General features: G+C 69.2%; 26 protein-coding genes. 9 read left to right on the top strand and 17 right to left on the bottom strand.

What is annotated here, in order from left to right:
* A complete protein-coding gene (locus tag KIH27_RS01740) occupies positions 1-1,758 on the bottom strand; it encodes an ABC transporter ATP-binding protein (protein WP_214091453.1) in 1,758 nt (585 codons plus the stop codon).
* A 65-nt stretch (positions 1,759-1,823) separates the two neighbouring features.
* On the bottom strand, positions 1,824-3,524 hold the full coding sequence (locus tag KIH27_RS01745; protein WP_214091454.1) for an ABC transporter ATP-binding protein: 1,701 nt from the start codon (positions 3,522-3,524) through the stop codon (positions 1,824-1,826).
* Between the two features lie 138 nt (positions 3,525-3,662).
* Here KIH27_RS01745 and prrA point away from each other — a divergent pair, with 138 nt between their 5' ends.
* Both prrA and KIH27_RS01755 read left to right on the top strand, forming a co-directional pair.
* A complete protein-coding gene (gene prrA / locus KIH27_RS01750; protein ID WP_214091199.1) occupies positions 3,663-4,373 on the top strand; it encodes a two-component system response regulator PrrA in 711 nt (236 codons plus the stop codon).
* A 17-nt stretch (positions 4,374-4,390) separates the two neighbouring features.
* On the top strand, positions 4,391-5,725 hold the full coding sequence (locus KIH27_RS01755; protein ID WP_214091455.1) for an ATP-binding protein: 1,335 nt from the start codon (positions 4,391-4,393) through the stop codon (positions 5,723-5,725).
* A gap of 10 nt (positions 5,726-5,735) precedes the next feature.
* On the opposite strand, the gene arfC is transcribed toward KIH27_RS01755, so the two are convergent.
* The 6 genes from arfC to KIH27_RS01785 all read right to left on the bottom strand — a co-directional run bounded on the left by arfC (position 5,736) and on the right by KIH27_RS01785 (position 10,463).
* Positions 5,736-6,062, bottom strand: coding sequence for a channel accessory protein ArfC, sunset domain variant (gene arfC, locus KIH27_RS01760; protein ID WP_214091200.1), 327 nt, complete (start codon positions 6,060-6,062; stop codon positions 5,736-5,738).
* Complete coding sequence (gene arfB / locus KIH27_RS01765; RefSeq protein WP_214091201.1) at positions 6,062-6,214, bottom strand: channel accessory protein ArfB; 153 nt, start codon at positions 6,212-6,214, stop codon at positions 6,062-6,064. The genes arfC and arfB overlap by 1 nt, the downstream gene beginning before the upstream one ends.
* A gap of 12 nt (positions 6,215-6,226) precedes the next feature.
* The gene (arfA, locus tag KIH27_RS01770) at positions 6,227-7,219 is read right to left on the bottom strand and encodes a channel-forming protein ArfA/OmpATb (RefSeq protein WP_250149440.1); all 993 of its coding nucleotides are present in this window, start codon (positions 7,217-7,219) and stop codon (positions 6,227-6,229) included.
* Positions 7,220-7,352: 133 nt separating this feature from the next.
* The gene (locus KIH27_RS01775) at positions 7,353-7,718 is read right to left on the bottom strand and encodes an FKBP-type peptidyl-prolyl cis-trans isomerase (protein WP_214091202.1); all 366 of its coding nucleotides are present in this window, start codon (positions 7,716-7,718) and stop codon (positions 7,353-7,355) included.
* Between the two features lie 8 nt (positions 7,719-7,726).
* Positions 7,727-9,022, bottom strand: a complete 1,296-nt coding sequence (locus KIH27_RS01780; protein ID WP_214091203.1) for a citrate synthase — start codon at positions 9,020-9,022, stop codon at positions 7,727-7,729.
* Between the two features lie 139 nt (positions 9,023-9,161).
* Positions 9,162-10,463, bottom strand: coding sequence for an MFS transporter (locus tag KIH27_RS01785; RefSeq protein ID WP_214091204.1), 1,302 nt, complete (start codon positions 10,461-10,463; stop codon positions 9,162-9,164).
* A gap of 10 nt (positions 10,464-10,473) precedes the next feature.
* Between KIH27_RS01785 and KIH27_RS01790 the strand changes: the two genes are divergently transcribed.
* On the top strand, positions 10,474-10,815 hold the full coding sequence (locus KIH27_RS01790) for a DUF732 domain-containing protein (RefSeq protein WP_214091205.1): 342 nt from the start codon (positions 10,474-10,476) through the stop codon (positions 10,813-10,815).
* Between the two features lies 1 nt (position 10,816).
* Here the strand turns inward: KIH27_RS01790 and pdxH are convergent, their stop codons facing one another.
* Positions 10,817-11,470: a pyridoxamine 5'-phosphate oxidase gene (gene pdxH / locus KIH27_RS01795; RefSeq protein ID WP_214091206.1), complete on the bottom strand. Its 654-nt coding sequence runs from the start codon at positions 11,468-11,470 to the stop codon at positions 10,817-10,819.
* Between the two features lie 80 nt (positions 11,471-11,550).
* Between pdxH and KIH27_RS01800 the strand changes: the two genes are divergently transcribed.
* Positions 11,551-12,672, top strand: a complete 1,122-nt coding sequence (locus tag KIH27_RS01800; protein WP_214091207.1) for a citrate synthase 2 — start codon at positions 11,551-11,553, stop codon at positions 12,670-12,672.
* Positions 12,673-12,683: 11 nt separating this feature from the next.
* On the opposite strand, the gene KIH27_RS01805 is transcribed toward KIH27_RS01800, so the two are convergent.
* The 4 genes from KIH27_RS01805 to KIH27_RS01820 are packed head-to-tail and all read right to left on the bottom strand — an operon-like array spanning position 12,684 to position 17,927.
* The gene (locus tag KIH27_RS01805; RefSeq protein WP_214091208.1) at positions 12,684-13,325 is read right to left on the bottom strand and encodes a hypothetical protein; all 642 of its coding nucleotides are present in this window, start codon (positions 13,323-13,325) and stop codon (positions 12,684-12,686) included.
* Positions 13,316-15,160 carry a hypothetical protein gene (locus KIH27_RS01810; protein WP_214091209.1) on the bottom strand — a complete coding sequence of 615 codons (1,845 nt, stop codon included), beginning with the start codon at positions 15,158-15,160 and terminating at the stop codon, positions 13,316-13,318. The genes KIH27_RS01805 and KIH27_RS01810 overlap by 10 nt, the downstream gene beginning before the upstream one ends.
* A 37-nt stretch (positions 15,161-15,197) precedes the next feature.
* Positions 15,198-16,892, bottom strand: coding sequence for an FAD-dependent oxidoreductase (locus tag KIH27_RS01815; protein ID WP_214091210.1), 1,695 nt, complete (start codon positions 16,890-16,892; stop codon positions 15,198-15,200).
* Between the two features lie 6 nt (positions 16,893-16,898).
* Positions 16,899-17,927 (bottom strand): AurF N-oxygenase family protein, encoded by a 1,029-nt coding sequence (locus KIH27_RS01820; RefSeq protein ID WP_284144668.1) that lies wholly within the window; start codon positions 17,925-17,927, stop codon positions 16,899-16,901.
* Positions 17,928-18,112: 185 nt separating this feature from the next.
* Between KIH27_RS01820 and serC the strand changes: the two genes are divergently transcribed.
* Positions 18,113-19,231, top strand: coding sequence for a phosphoserine transaminase (gene serC / locus KIH27_RS01825; protein ID WP_214091211.1), 1,119 nt, complete (start codon positions 18,113-18,115; stop codon positions 19,229-19,231).
* A gap of 80 nt (positions 19,232-19,311) precedes the next feature.
* Positions 19,312-20,100, top strand: coding sequence for a septation protein SepH (gene sepH / locus KIH27_RS01830; protein ID WP_214091212.1), 789 nt, complete (start codon positions 19,312-19,314; stop codon positions 20,098-20,100).
* Here sepH and KIH27_RS01835 read toward each other — a convergent pair.
* The 3 genes from KIH27_RS01835 to KIH27_RS01845 are packed head-to-tail and all read right to left on the bottom strand — an operon-like array spanning position 20,091 to position 21,333.
* The gene (locus KIH27_RS01835) at positions 20,091-20,366 is read right to left on the bottom strand and encodes a DUF2537 domain-containing protein (protein WP_214091213.1); all 276 of its coding nucleotides are present in this window, start codon (positions 20,364-20,366) and stop codon (positions 20,091-20,093) included. The two genes, sepH and KIH27_RS01835, sit on opposite strands and share 10 nt — an antisense overlap.
* A complete protein-coding gene (locus tag KIH27_RS01840; protein ID WP_214091214.1) occupies positions 20,363-21,193 on the bottom strand; it encodes a TrmH family RNA methyltransferase in 831 nt (276 codons plus the stop codon). Before KIH27_RS01840 ends, KIH27_RS01835 begins: the two co-directional genes overlap by 4 nt.
* Positions 21,190-21,333 (bottom strand): hypothetical protein, encoded by a 144-nt coding sequence (locus KIH27_RS01845; protein ID WP_214091215.1) that lies wholly within the window; start codon positions 21,331-21,333, stop codon positions 21,190-21,192. Before KIH27_RS01845 ends, KIH27_RS01840 begins: the two co-directional genes overlap by 4 nt.
* Positions 21,334-21,491: 158 nt before the next feature.
* Here KIH27_RS01845 and KIH27_RS01850 point away from each other — a divergent pair, with 158 nt between their 5' ends.
* From KIH27_RS01850 to KIH27_RS01860, 3 genes are all read left to right on the top strand, one after another.
* Positions 21,492-21,740, top strand: a complete 249-nt coding sequence (locus KIH27_RS01850) for a DUF2530 domain-containing protein (protein WP_214091216.1) — start codon at positions 21,492-21,494, stop codon at positions 21,738-21,740.
* Positions 21,741-21,758: 18 nt separating this feature from the next.
* Positions 21,759-22,214 carry an SRPBCC family protein gene (locus KIH27_RS01855; RefSeq protein WP_214091217.1) on the top strand — a complete coding sequence of 152 codons (456 nt, stop codon included), beginning with the start codon at positions 21,759-21,761 and terminating at the stop codon, positions 22,212-22,214.
* Between the two features lie 113 nt (positions 22,215-22,327).
* Positions 22,328-22,810: a hypothetical protein gene (locus KIH27_RS01860; RefSeq protein WP_214091218.1), complete on the top strand. Its 483-nt coding sequence runs from the start codon at positions 22,328-22,330 to the stop codon at positions 22,808-22,810.
* Here the strand turns inward: KIH27_RS01860 and KIH27_RS01865 are convergent.
* Entirely contained in the window at positions 22,807-23,766 is a 960-nt protein-coding gene (locus tag KIH27_RS01865) for a DUF3027 domain-containing protein (protein WP_214091219.1), read from the bottom strand. The two genes, KIH27_RS01860 and KIH27_RS01865, sit on opposite strands and share 4 nt — an antisense overlap.
* Between the last annotated feature and the right edge of the window lie 68 nt (positions 23,767-23,834).

The following is a 23,834-nucleotide window of genomic DNA, read 5'->3' on the forward strand; positions in this document are numbered from 1 at the left end:
TTAGCGCGCCGAAATCGCCCGCACCCACGCCTCGTGCAGCGCCGCGTAATGCCCCTCGGTCTCGATCAGCGCCGCTGGCGCCCCCTCCTCCACCACCCGGCCGTCCTCGATCACCAGCACTCGGTCGGCGATCTCGACCGTCGACAAGCGGTGGGCGATCACCAGGGCGGTGCGGTCAGCCAGCACCGTCCGCAGCGCGCGCTGCACCATCCGTTCACTGGGGACGTCCAGCGACGACGTCGCCTCGTCCAGGATCAGCACCGCCGGGTCGGCCAGCACCGCCCGGGCGAACGCCACCAGTTGCCGCTGCCCGGCCGACAGCCGCTCACCGCGCCGGGCGACGTCGGTGCCGTACCCGTTCGGCAGCGCGGCGATGAACCCGTCGGCGCCGACCCGTCGCGCGGCGGCGACCACCTCGGCGTCGGTCGCGGCGGGACGCCCGAACCGGATGTTGTCGGCCACCGTGCCGGCGAACAGGAAGTTCTCCTGGGTGACCATCACCACCTGCCGGCGCAGCGCATCCTGGTGCAGGTCACGCAGATCCACGCCGTCGAGCGTCACCGATCCGGCGGCCGGGTCGTAGAACCGGGCGATCAGCTTGGCGATGGTGCTCTTGCCGGCACCGGTGCTGCCGACCAGCGCCACCGTCTGCCCGGCGGGGATGTGCAGGGACAACCCGCTCAGCACCGGCCGGCCCGGCACATAACCGAAATCGACCGCGTGCAGGGCGATCTCGCCGCGCGCCTCGCGCAGTCCCACCGGCGCCACCGGGTCGGTGATCGCGGGCCGCTCGGCCAGCACCCCGGCGAGTTTCTCCAGCGCCGCCGACGCCGACTGGAACGTGTTGAGGAACTGCGTGATGTCCTGCATCGGTTCGAAGAACATCCGCAGGTAGAGCAGGAACGCGGTGAACGTCCCGATTGTCATGTGCCCGTGCAGGACTCGCCAGCCGCCGTAGAGCAGCACCAGCCCGGTGGTCAGGTTCCCGATCAGTTTGACGCCCGGACTGAAGATCGCCACCAGAGTGAAGGCGCGCTCGTTGACGGCCCGGTACCGGTCGGCGACGCCGGCGAAGATCTGCTGGTTGCGCGGCTCGCGCCGATACGCCTGCACCGCCTTGATCCCGGTCATGGTCTCGACGAACTGCACGATCACCAGCGCGGCGCTCTCCCGCACCGCGCGGTAGGTCTGCGCCGACGCCGCCCGGAACCAGCGCAGCAGCACCACCAGCAGCGGGACGGCGAGCAGACAGAGCAGCCCCAGCCGCCAATCCAGCACGATCAGCAGCACCGACGTCCCGGCCAGCGTGAGCGCGGCGCTGACCAGGCTGTCGAATCCGCTGGTCAGCAACTCGGAGATCGCGTCGACGTCGTTGGTCAGCCGGCTCACCACCCGCCCGGCCGGGTAGCGGTCGTGGAATCCGACGTCGAGGCGCTGGAAGTGCGTGAAGACCCGGCGGCGCAGTTCCAGCAGCACCCGCTGCCCGATCCGCCCGGACCACACCAGGAACAGCATCCGGCTGCCGGCCTGCACCAGCACCACCGCGACCAGTACACCGACGATCAGCGCCAGGGTCCGCGGCGAACCGCCGGCCAGCAGCGGCGGGATGCCGCGGTCGATACCGCGCTGGGCCAGCAGCGGAACGACCAGGCGGGCGGCGTTCGCCACCACGACCACCAGGGCCAGCAGCCCCACCGCCACCGCGTGCGGCCGCAGCAGCGAGCCGAGCAGCGCCCGGGCGGCGCCGGCACCCGGCATGACCTCCACATCCGGGGCCGTCGCCGGGTCGGCCAGCCGGCCGCGCCAACCCGTCGACTCGGCCGTCACCGCCGCGCCTCCAGCCACTCGGCGGGACGCTCGGCGCCGTCGTCGAGTTCGTCGTCGGCGGCCAGCAGATAGCGGTAGGCCGGCACCCCAGCCAGCAGTTCGGTGTGCGACCCGGTGTCGGTGATGGTGCCGCCGGCCAGCAACGCCACCCGGTCGGCCAGCAGCACCGTGGACGCCCGGTTGGCGACGACGACGCCGGTGACACCGGCCAGCACCCGGCGCAGCGCCCCGGTCACGGCGGCCTCGGTGTGCACGTCCAAAGCGGACAGCGTGTCGTCGAGCACCAGCACGGTCGGGTCGGCCAGCAGCGCACGGGCCAGCGCCAGCCGCTGCCGCTGCCCACCGGACAGACTCATCCCCTGTTCGCCGATCCGGGTGTCCAGTCCGAACGGCAGGTCATAGACAAAGCGAGCCGACGCCGTCGATATCGCCCGCGCCAGGTCGTCGTCGGTGGCGTCCGGGGCGCCGAGGCGCAGGTTCTCCGCAACCGACATCGAGAACAGCGTCGGGTCCTCGAACGCCGTCGTCACCGCCCGGCGCAGCACCGGCAGCGTGAACTCCCGGATGTCGACGCCGTCGAGCAGGATCGTCCCCTCGGTGACGTCGTACAGCCGGGACAGCAGCGCCACCAGCGTCGACTTGCCGGACCCGGTGGCACCGACCAGCGCCAGCGTCTCCCCCGGTTCGATCACCAGGTTCAGGTGCCGCAGCAGCCACTCGTCCGCGTCCGGGAAACGGAAACCGACGTCCACCAGTTCCAGCCGACCGGCGCGCGGCACGACGGTCAGCGGCCCGTCGGTGATCTCCACCGGGGCGTCGAAGACGTCGGTGATCCGGTCGGCGGCGGTCATCGCCTCGTGCGCCGCCGACAGCAGGAAACCGAGCGACGACACCGGCCACACCAGCGACATCATCAGCGTGATGAACGCGACCAGGGTGCCCATCGTGACCAGGTGGTGTCCCGCGGCGTAGGCGCCGAACGCCAGCACGACGATCAGGGTGAGGTTCGGGATCACCTCCAGCAGCGTCCAGAACCGGGCGGCGACCGTCACCTTGCGCACCCCCACGTCGTGCAGGGCCACCGCCTCGGCGTCGAACCGGTCGAACACGTGCCGCTCCCGGCCGAACGCCTTCACCGTCCGCAGCGCCAGCGCCGACTCCTCGACCCGGGTGGCGACGTGGCCGGCCTGATCCTGGGCGGCCCGGGACAGTCGGGTGTACTGGCGGCGGAAATGCTGCACGGTCACCACCACCGGCAGGATCGACACGCAGACCACCACCCCCAGCGGCCAGTACAGCACCAGCAGGATCACGACGACCGCGATGATCTGGAGCGTGTTCAGCGCCAGAAACACCACCACGAACGACAGGAATCGGCGCACCGTGGCCAGGTCGTTCATGATCCGCGACAGCAGCTGACCGGACTGCCAGCGCCGGTGGAACGTCATCGGCAGGATCTGCAGCCGGGCGTAGAGGTCGGTGCGGAGATCGGCTTCGGTGCCCATGGTGGCGTGCGCGACCAGCCAGCGCCGGGTCAGCATCAGCAGTGCCTCGGTCACCCCGAGCGCGGTGGCCGCCGCGCCCAGCGCCCACAGTCCCGGCTGGTCGCGGTGCGCCACCGGCCCGTCGATGACGGCCTTGGTCATCAGCGGGATCGCGACGGTGGCGGCCAGGCCGGTGACCGCCACCACCAGCATCACCGCCCAGCGGGCGCAGTACGGGCGCAGATACGGCAGCAGCCGGCGCAGCACGGACGCCGTGTTCACGGAATCGACGGTAAGGCACGCACCGTCGCATCCCGCGCCGGTCCGCCACGATCAGGCAAAATGACCGGCATGAACAACCCCGTCAACGCCGCTGCCTCCCCCCGCGTACTGGTCGTCGACGACGACTCCGACGTGCTCGCCTCGCTGGAACGCGGGCTGCGGCTGTCCGGTTTCGAGGTGGCGACCGCGGCCGACGGCGCGGAGGCGCTGCGCAGCGCCAAGGAGGTCCGCCCGGACGCGATCGTGCTGGACATCAACATGCCGGTGCTCGACGGGGTGAGTGTGGTGACGGCGCTGCGGGCGATGGGCGACGACGTGCCGGTGTGTGTGCTCTCGGCGCGCAGCTCCGTCGATGACCGGGTGGCGGGCCTGGAAGCCGGCGCCGACGACTACCTGGTCAAGCCGTTCGTGCTGGCCGAACTGGTGGCCCGGGTGCGGGCGATGCTGCGCCGGCGCGGGTCGGCGGCCAGTTCCTCCTCGGAGACCATCACGGTCGGGCCGCTGGAGGTCGACATCCCGGGTCGCCGCGCCCGGGTGAAGGGGGTCGACGTCGACCTCACCAAGCGGGAGTTCGACCTTTTGGCCGTGCTTGCCGAGCACAAGACCGCGGTGCTGTCCCGCGCGCAACTGCTGGAGCTGGTGTGGGGCTACGACTTCGCCGCCGACACCAACGTCGTCGACGTGTTCATCGGTTACCTGCGCCGCAAACTGGAGGCCGGTGGGGCGCCGCGGCTGCTGCACACAGTGCGCGGCGTCGGCTTCGTGCTGCGAACGCAGTGAGCACCGCCGTGAACACCATGACCATCCTGCGCCGGGTCTTCGCCCGCACCCCGTCGCTGCGCACCCGGGTGGCGCTGGCGACGGCGATCGGCACGGCGATCGTCACCGTCATCATCGGCGCGATCGTCTGGATCGGCATCACCGGCGACCGGGAGTACTGGCTGGACCGTCGGCTCGACCAGGCGGCCGGGCTGACGGTGCCGCTGATCGGGCTCGGCGAACTGCCCCGATCGGCCGGCGCCACCGACGCGGTGATCACCCTGCGCCGTGCCGACCAGGTGACGTCGAACTCCGCGGTGGTGCTGCCGGAACTGCCGCCGGGCTACGCCGACACCTACATCGACGGGGTGCGCTACCGGGTGCGCACGGTCGCCATCCCCGGGCCGGGTCCGCGCACACTGGCCGTCGGGGCCACCTACGACGCCACGCTGGCCGACATCCACGACCTGCATCGCCGGGTGATCCTGCTGTGCACGTTCGCGATCGGCGCGGCGGCGGTGCTGGGCTGGCTGCTGGCGTCGTTCGCGGTGCGGCCGCTGCGCCGGCTGGCCCAGCAGGCCCGGTCGATCGACGCCGGCGACGAGCGGCCGGAGATCGAGGTGCGCGGCGCCACCGAGGCCGTCGAGATCGCCGAGGCCATGCGCGGCATGCTGCAGCGGATCTGGACCGAGCAGGACCGCACCAAGGAGGCGCTGGCCTCGGCCCGCGACTTCGCGGCGGTGTCGTCGCATGAGCTGCGCACGCCGCTGACCGCGATGCGCACCAACCTGGAGGTGCTGACTACGCTGGACCTCCCCGACGACCAGCGCAACGAGGTGCTGCACGACGTCGTGCGCACCCAGACCCGGATCGAGGCCACGCTGGGCGCCCTGGAGCGGCTGGCGCAGGGTGAGCTGTCGACGTCCGACGACCACGTTCCGGTCGACATCACCGAGCTGCTCGACCGGGCGGCGCACGACGCCATGCGGGTCTACCCCGACCTGGAGGTCTCGCTGGTCCCGTCGCCGACGTGCATCATCCTCGGCATGCCTGCCGGGCTGCGGCTGACGGTGGACAACGCGATCGCCAACGCGGTCAAGCACGGCGGCGCCACCCGGGTGCAGCTGTCGGCGGTCAGTTCACGCGACGGGGTGGAGATCGCCGTCGACGACAACGGCAGCGGGCTACCCGAGGATGAACGCCGGGTGGTGTTCGAGCGGTTCTCCCGCGGGTCGACGGCGTCGCACTCCGGGTCGGGTCTGGGGCTGGCGCTGGTGGCGCAGCAGGCCGAACTGCACGGCGGGACCGCGACGCTGCAGGACAGCCCGCTGGGCGGGGCGCGCCTGCTGCTGCAGTTGCCGCCGCCGCACTAGCGCCGGGGCGTCAGTCTTCCTTGTCTTTCTGCCGGCTGTCCCACCGAATGAACCCGGCCGCGGCGGCCGTCGCCTCGTCTTCGAACCAGACCTCGGCGATCGTCACGTCGTAGGACGGGCTTGCCGGGCCGTGGTAGAGCATCGAGTCCTCGTTGCCCTTGATCGTCCAGCCGGCCGGCCCGCTGCCGCCCGCACCCGCCCGCGCCGACCCGGCGCCGTAGGGCGGCGCATCGATCGCCGGCACCTCCCGCTTGACCCGCCGGATCATGAAGGCGAACGTCAGCAGCAGTCCCAGCAGAAACGACAGCGCAATCAGCCAGCAATTGGTGCCGTGCATCAGCTCACTCCTATCTCACGTGAGCCGGGCAGGGCGGCAATGGCGTCCTCTTCGCTGGTGCGGCGAATCGACACAATTGTGAGTAGCCAGGCGATCGCGGAGCCCACCAGGAATGCCAGCAGGTACCACAGCCAATGAACGATGAAATCCATTGCAGACCCTCCTTAGTTGACGGTGATCACGACGCGGCGGTTCTGGGCGCGACCATCCGGTGTCGCGTTGCTGGCGACCGGGTCGGCGGAGCCGAACCCGTTGGACGTGACGCTGCCCGCGGGCACACCGTGCGCGACCAGGAAGTCGGCGACCGACTTGGCCCGGTTGGCGCTCAACGGCACGTTGACGGCGTCGTTGCCGGTGTTGTCGGTGTAGCCGCTGACGGCGACATGGCCGCTGTGACAACCGTTCAGCTTCTCCGCCACCCGGCTCAGCTGCTGCTGGGCGCTCGGCGTCAGGGTGTGGCCGTTGGTCACGAAGGTGACCGGCGCGCTCATCAGTGCGTTGATGTCGGACTGCAGGTTCGCACAGTCCCCGGTCGGACTCGGCGCCGACGGGCCGGGTGTCTGGGCGGTCGCTGTCGGGGTCTGAATCTCGTTGGACAGCTTGAGATTCGGCCATGCCGCCCGCGCCGCCGCTTCGACAGCGGCCCGGTCCGCCGCGGCGGCATCGCTGCCGAGCAGGGTGACGGCGTCCCCGTTGATCTTGAACTTGAAGTCCGAGATGGACGCCGCCGCCTTGAACACCGACATCAGGCTGGCGATGTCCGGGGTGGCGACACCCGCCTTGATGTTCAGGTTGTCGACCAGGCTGACGCCGCCGCCGAACACACCCTGGAGCATGTCGAGAAGCGCTGTGCGCGAAGCGATATCGGGCAGGTCACCGTTGAGCGTGACGACGTGGCCGTTGCGCAGAATCGACAGCGGGGCGAACGACAGACCCGGCCGGGCCGGCACGCTGGCACTCGGCACCGTCAGCGACGGGACCGACAGGTCCGATCCGTGAGCGTCGAGTTCGGAGCGATCGGTCATACCCTGACCGATCAGAGCCAGCAGCAGGGGAACCATCGCCAATGCCACCAGCCAGCCCAGGCCGGGCGGTCGCCGGTACCAGCGCGATACTTTTCGCCACCCGGTCACGGTGTGGTTTTCGGAGCCCGGCATGCGCCCTCCTTGAATATCCGAAATCGCGATACACGCCCAGGACACCTGGAGTGTATGAGACTTCGATTATTCAGAGAAGGTGTCGAACCGTTTTCGCTTTTCCATTCGGTTCGCTGATTGCGACGATCCGCAATCAGCGGGCGCCGAGCAGGTCGATCACGAAGACCAGCGTCTTGCCGGACAGCTGGTGTCCCGCGCCGGCCGGCCCGTAGGCGAGCAGCGGCGGTATCACCAGCTGGCGGCGGCCGCCGACCTTCATGCCGGGGATGCCGTCCTGCCAGCCGGCGATCAGGCCGTCCAGCGGGAACTCGATGGTCTCGCCGCGGTTCCAGGAACTGTCGAACTCGGCACCGGTGTCGTACTCGACGCCGACGTAGTGCACGTTGACGACACCGCCCGGGACGGCCTCCGCACCGTCACCGACGACGATGTCCTCGATGACCAGTTCGTCGGGGGCGGGCCCGGTCGGCACGGTGACCTGCGGCTTGGAGTTCGCCATCGTCGCGCCTACCGTCCGTTCATCGCGACGTAGTCGCGGGCGGTGTGGCCGGTGTAGATCTGGCGCGGGCGCCCGATCTTGCTGTCGCCCTCGTCGTGCATCTCCCGCCAGTGCGCGATCCAGCCGGGCAGCCGGCCCAGCGCGAACAGCACGGTGAACATCCGCGGCGAGAAGCCAATGGCCCGGTAGATCAGGCCGGTGTAGAAGTCGACGTTCGGGTACAGCTTGCGCTCGATGAAGTACTCGTCGGTGAGCGCCGCCTCTTCCAGTTCCTTGGCGAGGCTCAGCAGGTCGTCGTCACCGCCGAGCATGGCCAGGATCTTGTCGGCCTGCGCCTTGATGATCCGCGCCCGCGGGTCGTAGTTGCGGTACACCCGGTGCCCGAAGCCCATCAGCTTCACGCCGTCCTCGCGGTTCTTCACCTTGGTGACGAAGTCCTTGACGTTGCCGTGGTTGTCACGGATGTCCTCGAGCATCTCCAGCACTGCCTGGTTGGCGCCGCCGTGCAGCGGGCCCCACAGCGCGTTGATGCCGCCGGAGATCGAGGTGAACAGGTTGGCCCGCGACGAGCCGACCAGCCGCACCGTCGAGGTGGAGCAGTTCTGCTCGTGGTCGGCGTGCAGGATGAACAGCAGATCCAGCGCCCGAACCACCTCGGGGTCGGCCGCATACGGCTCGGCCGGCAGTCCGAACGTCATCCGCAGGAAGTTCTCCACCAGCGACAGCGAATTGTCCGGGTACAGGAACGGCTGCCCGGCGGACTTCTTGTGCGCATAGGCCGCGATCGTCGGCAGCTTGCCCAGCAGGCGGATCGTGGACAGCTCCACCTGGTCGTTGTCGGACGGGTCCAGCGAGTCCTGGTAGTAGGCGCTCAGCGCGTTGACGACGCTGGACAGCACCGGCATCGGGTGCGCGTTGCGCGGGAAGCCGTCGAAGAACCGCTTCAGGTCCTCGTGCAGCATGGTGTGCCGCTGGATCTTGCGGGTGAACTCGGCCAGCTGATCGGTGGTGGGCAGCTCACCGTAGATCAGCAGGTAGCTGACCTCGATGAACGTCGACTTCTCCGCGAGCTGCTCGATCGGGTAGCCGCGGTACCGCAGGATGCCGGCTTCACCGTCGATGTAGGTGATGGCGCTCTTCACCGGCGCGGTGTTGGCGTAACCGTTGTCGAAGGTGGTGTGCCCGGTCTTGGCGAGCAGCGAACCGATGGCGATGCCGTCAGACCCCTCGGTGGCGCGGACGATCGGCAGCTCGATCTCGCCGCCCGGGTATTTCAGGGTGGCGGTGTCATCGGTTGCGGCCACAAGAACCCCTTTGCATTGCGCTGTTCGACTAACCAGTCGATTTGGATTGGGTGTGTATAGGTGAAGGTAGTCGGTTACGAGTCAAAGCGCCCGCCCGGGGGGAGGTATCACTCGCGGGGCGATACGTCGACATCGTCACTCAGCCCGTCACCGGGCGCCGATAGGCGACGAACACCGGCGCGGCCAGCGCCGCGACCAGCACACCGACCACCACCAGAGCCCCGCCGCCGGCTGCGGCCGCGGCCGTGCCGACCGCCGCTCCGGCCACGCCATGCAGGGTGTCGGCCAGCCGCGGCCCACCAGCCACCACCACGATGAACACCCCCTGCAGCCGGCCGCGCATCTCATCGGAGGCCGCCTCCTGCAGGATCGTCGACCGGAACGCCGCCGACACCATGTCCGCGGCGCCGCCGGCCGCCAGGAACGCCAGCGCCGCCCAGAGCGGCGGCCCGACATGCCCGCCGGCCCGCGCCACCGCCAGCCCGAAGCCGACCATCGCCGCACCCCAGATCACGATCGAGACGACGATCGCCAGCCCCTGCCGGTTGACCCGGGGCAGCCAGCCGGAGAACACCCCACCACCGACCGCACCGACCGACATCGCCGCGGCCAGCAGCGCCATCGTCGTGCCGCCGTCGACCGGCCCGCCGAAATCGGCGTAGGCGATCTGCGGGAACAGTGCCCGCGGCATCCCCAGCACCATCGCGATCAGATCCACCACGAACGACATCAGCACCACGGTGTTGCCGGCCAGGTAGCGGAAGCCGTCCAGCACCGCCGCGATCCCCCACCGTGACGGATCCGCGGCGGCCGTCGCGACCGGCGGCATCGGAGAGAGCCGCAGTGTCGCCCAGATCGGCACCAGGCAGCTCACTGCGTCGATCAGGTACAGCGTGGACAGGTCGGCGAAACCGAGCAGCAGCCCGGCCAGCAGCGGGCCGACGATCGCACCGAACTGCATGACGGTCATGTTCAGCGCGTTGGCGGCCGGCAGGTCGCCGCCGGGGAGCATCCGCGGGATCGCCGCCGACCGGGTGGGCGCATTGACCGCGTAGAACGCCTGCTGCACGCTGAGCAGCCCCAGCACCGCCCAGACGTTGTTCACCTGCGCCACGGCCTGCACCCACAGCAGCACCGATGCGAGCCCCAACCCGCACGAGGCGATGATCAACAGTTTGCGGCGGTCCATCGCGTCGGCCCAGGCGCCGCCGAGCAGTCCGAAGACGACCAGCGGCACCAGCGCGAACAGCCCGGTGAGCCCGACGTAAGCCGAACTGCGGGTCAGCGCGTAGATCTGCACCGGCACCGCGAAGATCGTCAGGTTCGCCCCGATGACGGTCGGGATGCCGGCCAGCCACAGCCGACGGAAATCCGGGCTGCGCAGCGGGGCGGTGTCGGCGAACAGCCTCACCGGGTCAGCTTGGCACGCCCGGTGTGCCATCCTGTGCAGCATGTGGCTTCGAGTCGGTCTGCTGGCGAGCGCGCTGCTGCTCGGTGTCGCCGGCTTCGCCAGGGCCGATCCCGACCAGGATCAGCGCTTCCTGACAATGCTCGACGTACAGCGGCCTGCCGGGCAGAACGTTCCTGAACTCATCGACACGGCACATCGGGTCTGCGAAAAGCTGGACGGCGGAATGTCATTCGACGACGTACGCAGCCGGATGGTGAACAACGCGAATCGGCCCGGCACCGCCGGACGCCAACCTCCGGGCGACATCGGATCGCTGGCCGGCAGATTCATCACCGCCGCGGTACTCGCCTACTGCCCGCAGAACCAGGGCAAGCTCCCGTAGTTCACGGTTGCAGCCGTTCGATCCGCCCATCGGTGACCCGAATCCTGTTGTGCAGCCGGTTCTCCCGGCCCTGCCAGAACTCCACCACATCGGCGCTGATCAGATACCCGCCCCAGTGCGGCGGCACCGGCACGTCGTCGCCGGCGAAGCGGGCGGTGACGTCGGCCAGCTGATCGAGCAGCACGGCCCGCGAGGCGATCGGCTGCGACTGGTGTGACGCCCAGGCTCCCAGCTGGGATCCGCGCGGCCGTTTCGCCCAGTAGCCCGCGGTGGCCTGCGGGTCGACCTTGGTCACCGAGCCGCGGACATGCACCTGCCGGCCGAGCTGATACCAGGGGAACGTCGCCGACGCATACGGCGTCGCCGCCAGTTGCGCGCCCTTGGCGGAGTCGTAGTTGGTGAAGAAGGTGATGCCGTCCTCGGCGATGCCCTTGCACAGCACCGACCGGCTGACCGGCCGGCCGTCCTCGACGGTGGCCAGCACCATCGCGTTCGGTTCGGCCGCCCCGGCACGTTCGGCGTCACCAAGCCAGGTGCGCAGCAGCGCCTGCCAGCCTGCGTCGAGCCAGCTTTCGTCGAGGTCGCCGCTGTGGTCTTTCTCTGAGGTGTACTCCACGCGCATCGCCGCCAGGTGGTCGTTGTTGATGGTGGTCATTTGTCGCCCACGCTACCGCTCGGGAGCTGGACTTACCGGTCGGTAACACCGGCCGACGCGGGGGTGACAGAATCACCGCCATGACTGTGGTCCCCGAGAACTTCGTGCCCGGCCTGGAAGGGACGGTGGCGTTCACCACCGAGATCGCCGAGCCGGACAAGGACGGCGGCTCGCTGCGCTACCGCGGCGTCGACATCGAGGAGCTGGCCGGGCGGGTCGGCTTCGGCGACGTGTGGGCACTGCTGGTCGACGGCAGCTTCGAGCACGGCCTGAAACCGGCTGAGCCACTGGAACTTCCGGTGCGCACCGGCGATGTGCGGGCCGACGCGCAGGCCGGGGTCGCGATGCTGGCGCCGGCGCTGGGGTTCGGCCCGCTGCTGGACACCACCGACGCCGACGCCCGCGACCAGTTGGCCCGCTCCTCGGCGCTGGCGCTGTCCTACGTCGCGCAGTCCGCCCGCGGGACCGATGTTCCGGCGGTGCCGCAGTCGGCGATCGACGCGTGTGCGACGACCACCGGCCAGTTCATGACCCGTTGGCGCGGTGAGCCGGACCCGGCCCATGTCGAGGCGATCGACGCCTACTGGGTGTCGGCGGCCGAGCACGGCATGAACGCCTCGACGTTCACCGCCCGGGTGATCGCCTCCACCGGCGCCGACGTTGCCGCGGCCCTGTCCGGTGCGATCGGCGCGATGAGCGGCCCGCTGCACGGCGGCGCCCCGGCCCGGGTGATCCCGATGATCGAAGAGGTGGAGCGTTCCGGGGATGCCCGCGCGGTGGTGAAGGGCATCCTGGACCGCAAGGAGAAGCTGATGGGCTTCGGGCACCGGGTGTACCGGGCCGAGGACCCGCGCGCCCGGGTGCTGCGGGCCACCGCCAAGCGGCTGGCCGCCCCTCGCTTCGAGGTGGCCGCCGCACTGGAGCAGGCCGCGCTGGCCGAACTGCGGGAGCGGCGCCCGGACCGGGCCATCGAGACCAATGTGGAATTCTGGGCGGCGGTGATCCTGGACTTCGCCCAGGTCCCACCGGCGATGATGCCGGCGATGTTCACCTGCGGGCGCACCGCGGGCTGGTGCGCGCACATCATGGAGCAGAAGCGCCTCGGCAAGCTGGTCCGCCCGTCGGCGCTGTACGTCGGGCCGGGGCCGCGCAGCGCGGACTCGGTAGCCGGCTTCGACCGGGTGCTCGCCCGCGGGGCTTAAAGGCTCCGGTTCTATTCCTTGCCAGGCAGGTACAGAACCCCGATTTCATCCTGTCCGGGGTAGCGGCGGTGTTCGTCGGCCCACCGGTGTATGCGTTCCAGCCAGTCGACTCGGGTCCCGGGCCAGGGCGCGAGTTCGCTGACGTAGGGCCACGGCACGAACAGCGCGTCGGCGGGTTCGGGTTCAGGGGGTTCGTCCTCGGTGTCGCCGACGACCACGCAGTGGTCGAAGAACTCGTTGAGCATCAGGTCGACGACATGGACGACGTCGTGCCACGCGCGTGGCTTGTCGGGCTCGTTACCCGGGACCGTCAGCCAGCGAAGTACGGTGGCGGCCGACCGAAATATCGATTGGACGGTCACCGGGCGGTCGTCGATGTAGCGAAGGTCCAACTCGACGGCGTTTCGATAACTCGCCCGGTCGGTGATCACCTGATCAACGCGGGCGTTGACCGGCATCGCTGCGAGTGCCGCGGCGGGATCACGCAGCCAGCAACATTCACCCAGCCGCGGCAGGTGCTGATGCTGCTCGACCCAGCGGTGGATACGTAGCTGCCAGTCGGCCGGCGTTCCATTCCAGGCGATAACGTCGGTGTCGGTCAACTCGACCGGCTGCAGACCCTGGGTGAATAGTTCGCCGAGGATCAGACCCACAACCGTGAGGATGTCCGCCGCGGGAAATGACGCGTCCGGCCCGGCACCTGCGGGTGAATCGCCATGCGCAGGACCGCGTGCGCCGACAGGAAGACCAGTCCAAGTGACACCACGCCGTCACGGCCTGCCTGCGCACGCAGCCGGTCGGTGCACTCGCTGAAGGCGGCGTGCACGGTGATGCGCTCGGGCGCCATCCGGTCGGGCGACTCGTGGTAGTCCGACTTCCCGCGCCACGACTGCATGGTCGGGTCATGAAGCCAGCCCAAGTCACCGATCCCTGGGGTGTCGCCATGTTCACGCACCCAGTCACGGATACGGGCGATCCAGGCAATCCGGCCTCCGGGCCACGCCACGAACCACTCGTCACCGGTACCGGTCAGCTCACCGGCTTGCACCCCGTGGTCGAACAATTCGTTGAGAATCGCCTCTCCGACAGCCATTTCCTGATCGAGTGGCACCGGACTCTCGGCGGTGCCGGCCGGTCGTACCGCACGGATCAGGTGGTACGCCGAGGCAAAAAGGTCTCCGAGCATGACGAAGTCATCACTGGCGTCGAAGAGATAGAAATCAACCTCCGCTCGGTACTGCGCACCAGCCGTGATCGCTCCGGTGGGCGTCTGAACTGACGGGCCGTCCGCCGCGGACAACCGGTAGAGGGCGGCGAGTTCTCCCTCCCGAGGACGGCGGTCCTGCTCGGCCAACCAGTGGCGGATGTAAGCCAGCCAGTCGTCACGGGTCCCGGGCCACGGACGGAACGACGAGTTCTCCTCATCGATGGGCTCGCCGGCGACGACACCGTGGTCGAAGAGTTCGTTGAGGATCAAATCGGCGGCGTGAACGATGTCGTCGTCTACTGACGGCCGGGTGTTTCCCGGGACCAGCAGTCGCTGCACAACGCTGGTGGCGCTCTGAAACGGAAAGCAGATGTCAACCGGGTGTTCGCCCGCGTCACGAAGATCCCAGTCGACGTAATCCCGGTAGGACCACCTGGTGGTGAGCACGCGGTCGAAGCAGTCGGCAGCCGACACGGCCGTCTCCGCGGGGACGGTGGCCGGCACCAACCAGCCGCAGTCGCGCAGTTCCGGCAGACGACCGTGCTGGTCACACCAGTCCCGCACGCGCTGCCGCCAGTCGGCGCTCGTACCGGCCCACGGCATAAAGCCGGTATCGGTAAGGTCACCAGGTGTCAGACCGCGGTCGAACAACTGCGTGAACAGCAGGTCCGCAACGGTCGAGACCTCGTCGAGGGGGAACGGCACCCGTTGCGGCGCAGCGCGGTACACGGCTTCGCGCAGCGTGGCGTGCGCGACCACGAACACCGTGCCGACCGGAATGACACCGGCCGGATCGGCGCACAACAACTCGACCGCTCGGTGAAACGCGTCGTGAGCGGTGATGCGCCGCGGGTCCATCCGATCGGGCGCTTCGTGATAATCCGAGACCGCCCGCCAGGATTGCTGTGTCGGGTCCGACAGCCAGCCGAACTCCCCCGGCAGCGGGATTTCGCCGTGGGCGTCGACCCAATCCCGGATGCGCGCAAACCAATCGGCGCGCGTCCCGGCCCAGACCTCCAACCCCGGATCCCCGTCGGTCAGTTCGCCGATCAGCACCCCGTGATCGAAGAGCTCGCCAAGCAGGATCTCCCCGGCGACCAGAACATCTGCGAGAGGAACCTGCCCGGGGTCGATGCCGGCGAACACCGTTTCTTCGAGAATGCCGGCCGCGCTCGCGAGTACCCCGCCCAGCATCTCCCAGTCGTAACTGGCTTCGTAAAGGTAGAAGTCAACTGCGCGGCGATACGCACCGCTGCCGGCGATCAGCTTACGGTTCCACATCGGATTTCAGGTCGGGCAGTGCCGTGACGGCCACGCCCTACCGCCGCCGCAGCGCCCCGAGCAGGTTCTGCAGCAGCGGCAGATCCTTGTGCTGATCCTCGACCACGTCGAGCATGTCCGCTGTCCGAGTGAACTTCACCCGGGGCCGGTCTTCGGCTGCGCCCCTGGCCTTCTCGGCGTTGTTGATCGCCTTCCAGCCGGCTGCGTCGACGACGTCGGGCTTGCGGGCGTGCACCATCCGGGCGACCGACCGGGGTCCGCCCTTGGGCTCACCGAGCAGGCCGGCGTTGTAATCGGCGGCCAGCGTGTGGATGGTCAGCAGCGAGTCCGACTTGTTGGTGCCGATGAAACCGTTGGTGCCGCGCTTGATCCAGCCCGTCACGTAGGCCCCGGGGATCCGCTGCCCGGTGGTCGGATCGATGACCCGGCCGCCCTCGTTCGGAACCACGCCGGCCGCGTCGTCGAACGGCAGGTCGGCGATCGGAGTGCCGTGATACCCGATCGACGTCAGCACCAGACCCGCGTCGAGCCGGCGCACCTGATCGGTGCCGGTGCGGGTGAATTCGATTGCGGTGGCATGTTCTTCGCCGAGCACCCGGGCCGGTGTCAACTCGTAGGCGAAGCGGATCCGCGGCCGGGTGATCGGAGCCGATGCGTCGCCCAATTTGGCCAGGATCTCCAGTTTCTGCCGGGTGAAGGTATCCCGGACCGTCGCAAGGTCATTGCGCACCCGGGCGTGGTCTTCGGCGTCCAGCACGACGTCGGCCGCCTGGGTCAGTCCGACCAACTCCGGCAGGGTGAAGGCGGAGTCGATCGGCCCGCGACGGGCGACGATCACCACCTCCTGAATCTTGGAGTCGCGCATCGCCGCCAGCGCGTAGTCGGCGATGTCGGTGTGCGCCAGTTCATTCGGGTCACGAGTGAGAACCCGCGCCACGTCCAGTGCCACGTTGCCATTGCCGACGATCACCACCCGCTCATGGCTGAGATCGATCGGCAGGCCGGTGAACTCGGGATGCCCGTTGTACCAGCCGACCACCTCGGTCGCGGTGCCGGTGCCGGGCAGGCCCATGCCGTCGATCTCCAGCCGCCGGTCGTGCAGGGCACCGGAGGCGTACAGCACCGCGTGGTGGTAGTCGAGCAGGTCGGCGTGGCTGACGTCGGCGCCCACCTCGACGTTGAGGAAGAAGTTGAAGCCGCGCCGCCAGGAGATCTCGTCGAACAGCCGGGTCACCAGCTTGGTCTGCTGATGATCCGGGGCCACCCCCGCGCGCACCAGACCGTAAGGGGTGGGCAGTTTTTCGAACATGTTGACCAGCACGCCGGGCTGGGTGAGCAGTTCGTCGGCGGCGTACATGGCCGCCGGGCCGGACCCGACGATCGCGACCGTCAGCGGGTACTTGCCGCGCTGGTGCACCTCGGCGGCGGGCAGCACCGGCGCCAGCTTCGACGTCGGCGGCAGCTTCACACCCTCCGGCCGCTCCGGGTAGTAGGACCGGTTGATCTCGACGAACGGCAACTGCTTCTCGGGCAGTTGGGTGTCCGGGTAGATCGCGTCGACCGGGCAGGCCCGCACACACGCCCCGCAGTCCACGCAGGAGTCCGGGTCGATGTAGAGCATCTCCGCGGTGGCGAAGTCCGGCTCGTCCGGGCTGGGGTGGATGCAGTAGACCGGGCAGGCGAACACACAGGAGGCGTCGTTACAGCACGCCTGGGTGATGACGTGAGGCATCGGACGCTAGGCGGCCGGGGTCAGGTGCGCACGCTGCGGCTGGGCGCGGTAGCGCGCCGGCGGCCCGTAGATCCGGCACATCCGCCACACCAGTTTCGCGACCGGATTCATCAACCCGGTGTCATGGCTGAGCATCCGAACGTCGGCGAACATGTCCGAAAGCCACTGACGGGCCTCCGGCGATCCGAAGAACACGTCCTTGCGCACCGAGCGCGGGATGTCGAACTCGCGCCAGAACGCCTTCGGCGGCACCACGATCGCCGAGCACAGGACCCGCATGGTCAGCGGGACGAAGAGCGACAGCCAGAATCGCTTGCGCCGCGACAGGCTCGGCACCCGCTTGTTGAGGTATTCGTGCGCGAACGAGATGTGCCGCGCCTCCTCGGCCACGTGAATGGCCATCACCTTCTCCATGATCGGATGCAGGGTCTTGCCCTCGCGCAGGATGTCCTTCTGGATGTGGTCGATCGGCTCCTCGCCGGCGAGGATGCCGAACCAGAACGGGATCGGGAGCGGACCGGCGACCAACGGGATGAACGCCGCGAGCCACTTGAGCATCCGCGGCATACCCGGCACGTCGGCGCCGATGTGGTTCACCATCTCCTGGAACATCATGGTGTGGTTGCACTCTTCGACCGATTCGTGCAGGCAGTAGCGGTATTCGGCCGAACCGTTGGGACACCAGAAGGCGTAGTTCAGCAGGCCGCGGATCAGGATCGACTCGAAGTGCAGACCCACCTTCGCGACGTTGGCCTGCCGCCACATCCCGATCTTGATCTGCTGTTCCAGTGACTGCTGCTGGTACCAGGGGTGCTTACCGAACGGGTCGGTGGCCGGCAGCACCCAGCGGGGGTCGTTCTCGAAGACCTTGAACTCCGGGGAGTCCCAGTCGATGTCGACGTAGGGGTTGAAGTGCCGGCGCACCGACCCCTCGGACAGGGTGTTGAGCATGTCGACGTACTGCGTGTCGTCGGAGACCTCCATGTTCGCGCGCCAGCGCCGCACCATGCGAGTCCGAGCCAGTTTCTGAGCCATCGGAGAGACCTCCCCTGAAGTTTACATTTACATGCGTTATGTCTAACGATACCGCGGGTACCGGCAATCCGTCCAGACTCGCGACCGGCACTGTGACCGTGACGCAGACCGCTTTTATCGTGTGGTTTGCGTCACAGTAAACCTACCCTGATCGGCCCGACAGGGCGCTGTCTACGCTAGTGACCATGGCTGAGCAGCTCACGATCCCCGACACCCTCAAACCCGGCGACGGACGGTTCGGCTGCGGGCCCTCGAAGGTACGTCCGGAGCAGCTGCAGACACTGGTGACCACCGGGGCCGGCCTATTCGGCACCTCGCACCGGCAGGCACCGGTCAAGGACCTGGTCGGCCGGGTGCGCAGCGGCCTGCGTGACCTGTTCTCGGTGCCCGACGGCTACGAGGTGATCCTCGGCGACGGCGGCGCGACCGCGTTCTGGGACGCCGCGGCGTTCGGCCTGGTCGACCAGCGCTCCCTGCACCTGACCTACGGCGAGTTCAGCGCCAAGTTCGCCTCGGCGGTGAAGAAGAACCCGTTCGTCGGCGACCCGATCATCATCAGCGCCGACCCGGGCAGCGCCCCGCAGCCGACGTCGGACCCGAGCGTGGACGTCATCGCCTGGGCGCACAACGAGACGTCGACCGGGGTGGCGGTGCCGATCAATCGCCCTGACGGCGCCGGGGACGCGCTGGTCGTCATCGACGCCACCTCCGGTGCGGGCGGCCTGCCGGTCGACATCACGCAGACCGACGCCTACTACTTCGCGCCGCAGAAGAACTTCGCCTCCGACGGCGGGCTGTGGCTGGCGATCGTCAGCCCGGCGGCACTGAACCGGATCGAGGCGATCGCCGCGTCGGGCCGCTGGGTGCCGGAGTTCCTGTCGCTGCCGATCGCGGTGGACAACAGCCTCAAGAACCAGACCTACAACACCCCGGCCATCGCCACGCTGGTGCTGATGGCCGACCAGATCGACTGGATGCTGGCCAACGGCGGGCTGGACTGGACGACCAAGCGCACCGCCGACTCGGCGCAGCGGCTGTACTCCTGGGCCGAGGCCCGCGACTACACCACCCCGTTCGTCAGCGACCCCGCGCTGCGCTCGTCGGTGGTGGGCACCATCGACTTCACCGACGCGGTGGACGCCGCGGCGGTCGCCAAGGTGCTGCGGGCAAACGGGATCGTCGACACCGAGCCGTACCGCAAGCTGGGCCGCAACCAGCTGCGGATCGCGATGTTCCCGGCCGTCGAGCCCGACGACGTCAGCGCGCTGACGGCCTGCGTCGACTGGGTCGTAGAGCGTCTCTGAGCTGCGGCGGCGTGTCGACCGGGTAACGAGTCGATAACGCACTACAGTGCGGACCCAACGGGCCTTCGCGAGGAGACATCATGCGGAAACTGACGGTCGTAGGTCTCGACGTCGACGGCGAACACATCATCTGCGAGAGCAACTCCGACGACGGTGCGCGCACCGAGATGTTCCGGTTGCGGATCGACGACCGGCTGCGCGGATCGCTGCGCGGCGAGAACCGCGGACAGACCCAGCTCGACCTTGGAGGCAACATGCTGCGCCCCCGCGACATCCAGTCCCGAATCCGCGCCGGTGCGTCCGTCGAGCAGGTGGCCGCGGCCGCCGGGGTGGACGTCTCGCGGGTGGAGCGGTTCGCCCACCCGGTGCTGCTGGAGCGGTCCCGGGCCGCGGAACTCGCCGCCGCCGCCCACCCGGTGCTCGCCGACGGACCGGCGGTGCTGACGCTGCTGGAGGTGGTCACCAGCGCACTGGTGGCACGCGGCCTCAACCCGAACGACACCGATTGGGACGCCTGGCGCAACGAGGACGGCCGGTGGACGGTGCAGCTGGCCTGGAAGGCCGGCCGCTCCGACAACATCGCCCACTTCCGGTTCGCCCCGGGGGCGCACGGCGGGACGGTGACCGCCGTCGACGACGTGGCCACCGAACTGATCGACCCGAACTTCGAGCGGCCGCTGCGGCCGGTGGCGACCGTCGCCGAACTGGAATTCGACGAGCCGCTGGCGCCCGCCGTTCCCGACGAGCCGGTCCGGCAGCGCGCGTCGTCCGCGTCCTCGGCTCGCAGCCGCCGCAGCAAGCCGGAGATCCCGGGCTGGGAGGACGTGCTGCTGGGTGTGCGTTCGACCGGTTCCGCCGGTCAGCGCTGACCGGCGAGGCCCAGCAGCACCAGCCACGCTCCCGCGACGCCGACACCGGCGCCGAGCGCCAGCCAGCGCAGCACCGGGGTGCGCCGCCAGCCCCACACCGTGGGTGCCAGTCCGCCGACCGCGACCAGGTTCAGTCCGACCGCCAGCATCGGGTGCACTCGGATCAGGCCGATGCTCAGCACCGCGATCGCCGTCCCGGAGACCGCGGCGACGAATCCCGCCACGACCAGACCCGTCGCCCACGGGGTGGGTTCCGGCCGGCTCATCCCGACAGCCTCGTCCGCTCGTAGAACGCCAGGGCCGCCGCCGTCGCGACGTTGAGCGAATCGGTGCCCCGGGACATCGGGATGCGCACCCGAACATCGCTGGCCCGCATCGCGGTCTCGGACAGCCCGGGACCCTCCGCACCGACCAGCACTGCGACCCGTGCGTCACCCAGGTCGGTCATGGCGGCCGACAGCGTCTGCGCCCGCGGATCGGGCGTCATCGCCAACAATCGAAACCCGTTGTCCCGCAACATGGTCAGATCGCCCGGCCACTGCGTCGACCGTGCATACGGAACCAGCAGCGCGTGCCCCATCGAGACCCGCACCGCCCGTCGGTACAGCGGGTCGGCGCAGCCGGTGCCGAACACCACCGCGTCCACGCCGAGACCGGCGGCGTTGCGGAAGATCGAGCCGAGGTTCTCGTGGTCGTTGACGCCTTCGAGTACCGCGATGGTCCGGGCACCGTCGACCAGGTCCGCAACCGTCGGCTCCGGCACCCGCGACGCGGCGGCCAGCACACCCCGGTTGAGGTGGAACCCGACCACTTCGGCCATCACCTCCGCGGTCACCCGGTAGTAGGGGGCGGCGCAGCCGGCCAGGTCCGGTGCCAGTTCGGTGAGCCGCCGGTCGGTGCCGAGCAGCGCCCGCGGGGTGAACCGCGAGGCCAACATCCGCTGCGCGACCAGCACTCCCTCGGCGATCACCAGGCCCTTCCCGCTGGGCAGGTCCGGGCGGCGGTCGATGCTGTTGAGGTCGCGGAAGTCATCCAGCCGGGCGTCGGCGGGGTCGTGGACGTCCACGACGGTGGGTGCGTTGAGAACGGTCATGTCGTGGTCCGCGATGGGTACCGGGCAGCGAGTTGCCGGTTGGCGTCGTCCTCGCTGTCGGAGAACGTGGTGAACACGTAGCGGTCCCGCTGGCCGGAACCCAGCGTCCGCTCGATGCAGTACCCCGGGGCTAGCGCCACGCCACCGCTCCGCTGCGATAGTCCATCCCGCTCCCGACCCCGAAATCCGCGGCTTCCGACGAACGTCGTGCCGTCCCGCGGGGAATCTAGCAGGTCAGGTGATCGGGTACGGCGATCCAACCGGCCGCCCGGAGGCGCACCGGCTAACGTCGACGGCGATGTCCACCGAGCCCGCCATCGAGCCTCCGCCGCTGCCGCCCGCCATGTTGCAGGCCTGGCCGGTGATCGCGGTCGGGGCAGCCGGCTTCCTGATCGCCGCGGTGGCGGCGTTCCTGGTCCCGGGCCTGGAGACGTGGCGGCCGGTGAGCCTGGCCGGCCTGGGGGTCGGACTGCTCGGCACCGGTATCTTTCTGGTGCAGCGCAGTGCCGCACGACGCGGCGCCCGCGGCGCCCAGACCGGACTTTAGCCACCCCAGGAGGCCCAGATGAGCAACCCACTGCTGCAGACCGAGATCGAGATCAACGCCCCGGCTGCGAAGGTGTGGGAGCTGATCTCCGACTTCCGTCGGATGCCGCAGTGGAGCCCGCAGTGCCGGTGGATGAAGCCGCTCGGCGCACCGCGCGTCGGCACCCGCACCATCAACGTCAACCGGCGCGGCTGGATGTTCTGGCCCACCACCTGCGTCGTCACCGAGTTCTCGCCGGAACGGCAGCTGGCCTTCCGCATCCCGATCAACGGCAGCGTCTGGAGCTATCGGCTGGAGCCGACGGCGTCGGGTACCCGGGTGGTCGAGAGCCGGCACGCGCACGACGGCATCTCACCGGTGTCCCGGTTCCTGACGAACACGTTCATGGGCGGAGTACCCGGTTTCGAGCGGGAACTGCTCGACGGGATGAACGCTTCGCTGCAGGCCATCAAGGCCGCAGCTGAGAACGGCTGACAAACACTTCAACGATTTCGAGCCACGGTCCACTTTTTTGGCCCTGCTTGACCTTGATTGTCTCGTTTTGTGGAGTATCGTCTCTCATCACAAGATCAACCAAGGAGGACATCGTGGAAACTCTGAGATTCAACTCATGGAAGCTGAGCGTCGGCGGCGTCGCCGCGCTGCTGACTGTAGGCCTGGCCCCGGTTGCAGCCACCCCGATGAGCAATCCGGGCGCCCTCGTCGCCGTGTCCGATTCGGTCACCCTGCTCAGCACCGCGGCGCCGGAGAGCATCGCTGCAGTGGCGCAGGCGATGGACGTCTCCGCCTCCGCCGAGGCGTTCGACCTCAGCGGCCTGCTCAGCGCTGAGATGGCCGCGGTTCAGGGCCTGTTCAGCAGCCTCATCAGCCTGCCCGGAACCCTGATCGGCGACGTCGAACGCATGATCAACGACCTGACGTCGATGAACTTCGGGATGGCCTTCAGCGAGCTGGCCGGCATTCCGCAGGACATCGTCAACTATCTGATCAGCGTGCCCATCACGATCGGCAACACCCTCTACGACATGGTGGCCGTACTACCGGGCGAGTACCTGCTGAACTTCGGTTAGGACGCCTCCGGTTCCCCGGCTTCCCCCACCTCAACGGGGGAGTCGGGGGAATCGGAGACCACCGTCTCGGGGACCTCGGGCGTCTCCGCCGTCGCGGGCGTCTCTGCCGTGGCGGACGTCTCTGCCGTCGCGGGCGCCTCGGGAGCCGCGGGGTTCTCGAGAACCTCCACCACCCCGTCGTCGTACGGTTCGAACGCCGGCGAGCCGAAACCCGCCGGCGGGGGCGGGGTGTCGGTGTGCGCGCCGCAGCCGTACTCGGCGTCGACCACCCGACCGTCGGCGGACATCGCGTTGCCGCAGACACCGAACATCCGACCGAGGCCACCGGCCAACGGCAGGTAGAACCCGCAGTCGCGGCAGACCCGCTTGGTCGCCCGCGCCATCGCCGATCCCGGGCCGAACTCACCGTCGTGCCAGCGCTCCGCCGCGTCGGACCGACCCTCCGGGCTCATCAGCCAGCGGCGGCCCAACCCGATCTCGCCGGCCACCTCATCGGTCTCCCGGTCCCCACTGGAGGTGTACCCGGGAACCAGGCGCGGGTCGCCGGGCGCCGGGGCCAGCAGGTCCCCCGGGCTGAGGTCGCCCGGCCGAACCCGCTGATCCCACGGCACCCAGTCCGGGGCCAGTAGCGCCGTCGGACCGGGAACCAGCACCACCTCGCTGACCGTGATGTGCGTGGACCCCGGAATCGCCGCCACGACCACCGCCCACTGCCACCCCTGGTAGCCGGGCAGTTGCGCGGTGAACCGGTGGGTGGCCGCGGCCGCGTCCTCGTAGTCGACGCCGAGGTGCTCCCCGACGGTGTCGGCGCCGCTGAACTCGGCCACCGCCGCGCGCGCCGCGTCAACAGCGGCAGCCAGCACCGCGGGCACCACCGAGGGGGCTGCAGGGGGGCCTGCAGAGATGGCGAAGTCGGCGATGGTCGCCGCCGCTGACTCTGCGCTGGGTCCGGTCACGCTGGTCCCTTCCGTTAAATTTCCTGCCTAATAGTGCCTGAGGTCGGCGCGGTCGGCCACACGTGTCG

It is taken from the genome of Mycolicibacter acidiphilus, from assembly GCF_018455725.1.
Lineage (GTDB): Bacteria > Actinomycetota > Actinomycetes > Mycobacteriales > Mycobacteriaceae > Mycobacterium > Mycobacterium acidiphilum.

Excerpts from the sequence above, each read along its gene's own strand:
- KIH27_RS01800 (WP_214091207.1), top strand. The coding sequence starts at position 11,551 with ATGACTGTGGTCCCCGAGAACTTCGTGCCCGGCCTGGAAGGGACGGTG.
- KIH27_RS01775 (WP_214091202.1), bottom strand. The coding sequence starts at position 7,718 with ATGGCGAACTCCAAGCCGCAGGTCACCGTGCCGACCGGGCCCGCCCCC.
- KIH27_RS01850 (WP_214091216.1), top strand. The coding sequence starts at position 21,492 with ATGTCCACCGAGCCCGCCATCGAGCCTCCGCCGCTGCCGCCCGCCATG.
- KIH27_RS01785 (WP_214091204.1), bottom strand. The coding sequence starts at position 10,463 with ATGGCACACCGGGCGTGCCAAGCTGACCCGGTGAGGCTGTTCGCCGAC.
- prrA (WP_214091199.1), top strand. The coding sequence starts at position 3,663 with ATGAACAACCCCGTCAACGCCGCTGCCTCCCCCCGCGTACTGGTCGTC.
- KIH27_RS01820 (WP_284144668.1), bottom strand. The coding sequence starts at position 17,927 with ATGGCTCAGAAACTGGCTCGGACTCGCATGGTGCGGCGCTGGCGCGCG.
- KIH27_RS01840 (WP_214091214.1), bottom strand. The coding sequence starts at position 21,193 with ATGACCGTTCTCAACGCACCCACCGTCGTGGACGTCCACGACCCCGCC.
- KIH27_RS01835 (WP_214091213.1), bottom strand. The coding sequence starts at position 20,366 with ATGAGCCGGCCGGAACCCACCCCGTGGGCGACGGGTCTGGTCGTGGCG.
- arfC (WP_214091200.1), bottom strand. The coding sequence starts at position 6,062 with ATGCACGGCACCAATTGCTGGCTGATTGCGCTGTCGTTTCTGCTGGGA.
- KIH27_RS01790 (WP_214091205.1), top strand. The coding sequence starts at position 10,474 with ATGTGGCTTCGAGTCGGTCTGCTGGCGAGCGCGCTGCTGCTCGGTGTC.
- serC (WP_214091211.1), top strand. The coding sequence starts at position 18,113 with ATGGCTGAGCAGCTCACGATCCCCGACACCCTCAAACCCGGCGACGGA.
- KIH27_RS01815 (WP_214091210.1), bottom strand. The coding sequence starts at position 16,892 with ATGCCTCACGTCATCACCCAGGCGTGCTGTAACGACGCCTCCTGTGTG.
- KIH27_RS01745 (WP_214091454.1), bottom strand. The coding sequence starts at position 3,524 with ATGCTGGTGGTGGCGGTCACCGGCCTGGCCGCCACCGTCGCGATCCCG.
- KIH27_RS01740 (WP_214091453.1), bottom strand. The coding sequence starts at position 1,758 with ATGCCGGGTGCCGGCGCCGCCCGGGCGCTGCTCGGCTCGCTGCTGCGG.
- pdxH (WP_214091206.1), bottom strand. The coding sequence starts at position 11,470 with ATGACCACCATCAACAACGACCACCTGGCGGCGATGCGCGTGGAGTAC.
- arfB (WP_214091201.1), bottom strand. The coding sequence starts at position 6,214 with ATGGATTTCATCGTTCATTGGCTGTGGTACCTGCTGGCATTCCTGGTG.
- KIH27_RS01855 (WP_214091217.1), top strand. The coding sequence starts at position 21,759 with ATGAGCAACCCACTGCTGCAGACCGAGATCGAGATCAACGCCCCGGCT.
- sepH (WP_214091212.1), top strand. The coding sequence starts at position 19,312 with ATGCGGAAACTGACGGTCGTAGGTCTCGACGTCGACGGCGAACACATC.
- arfA (WP_250149440.1), bottom strand. The coding sequence starts at position 7,219 with ATGCCGGGCTCCGAAAACCACACCGTGACCGGGTGGCGAAAAGTATCG.
- KIH27_RS01810 (WP_214091209.1), bottom strand. The coding sequence starts at position 15,160 with ATGTGGAACCGTAAGCTGATCGCCGGCAGCGGTGCGTATCGCCGCGCA.
- KIH27_RS01755 (WP_214091455.1), top strand. The coding sequence starts at position 4,391 with ATGACCATCCTGCGCCGGGTCTTCGCCCGCACCCCGTCGCTGCGCACC.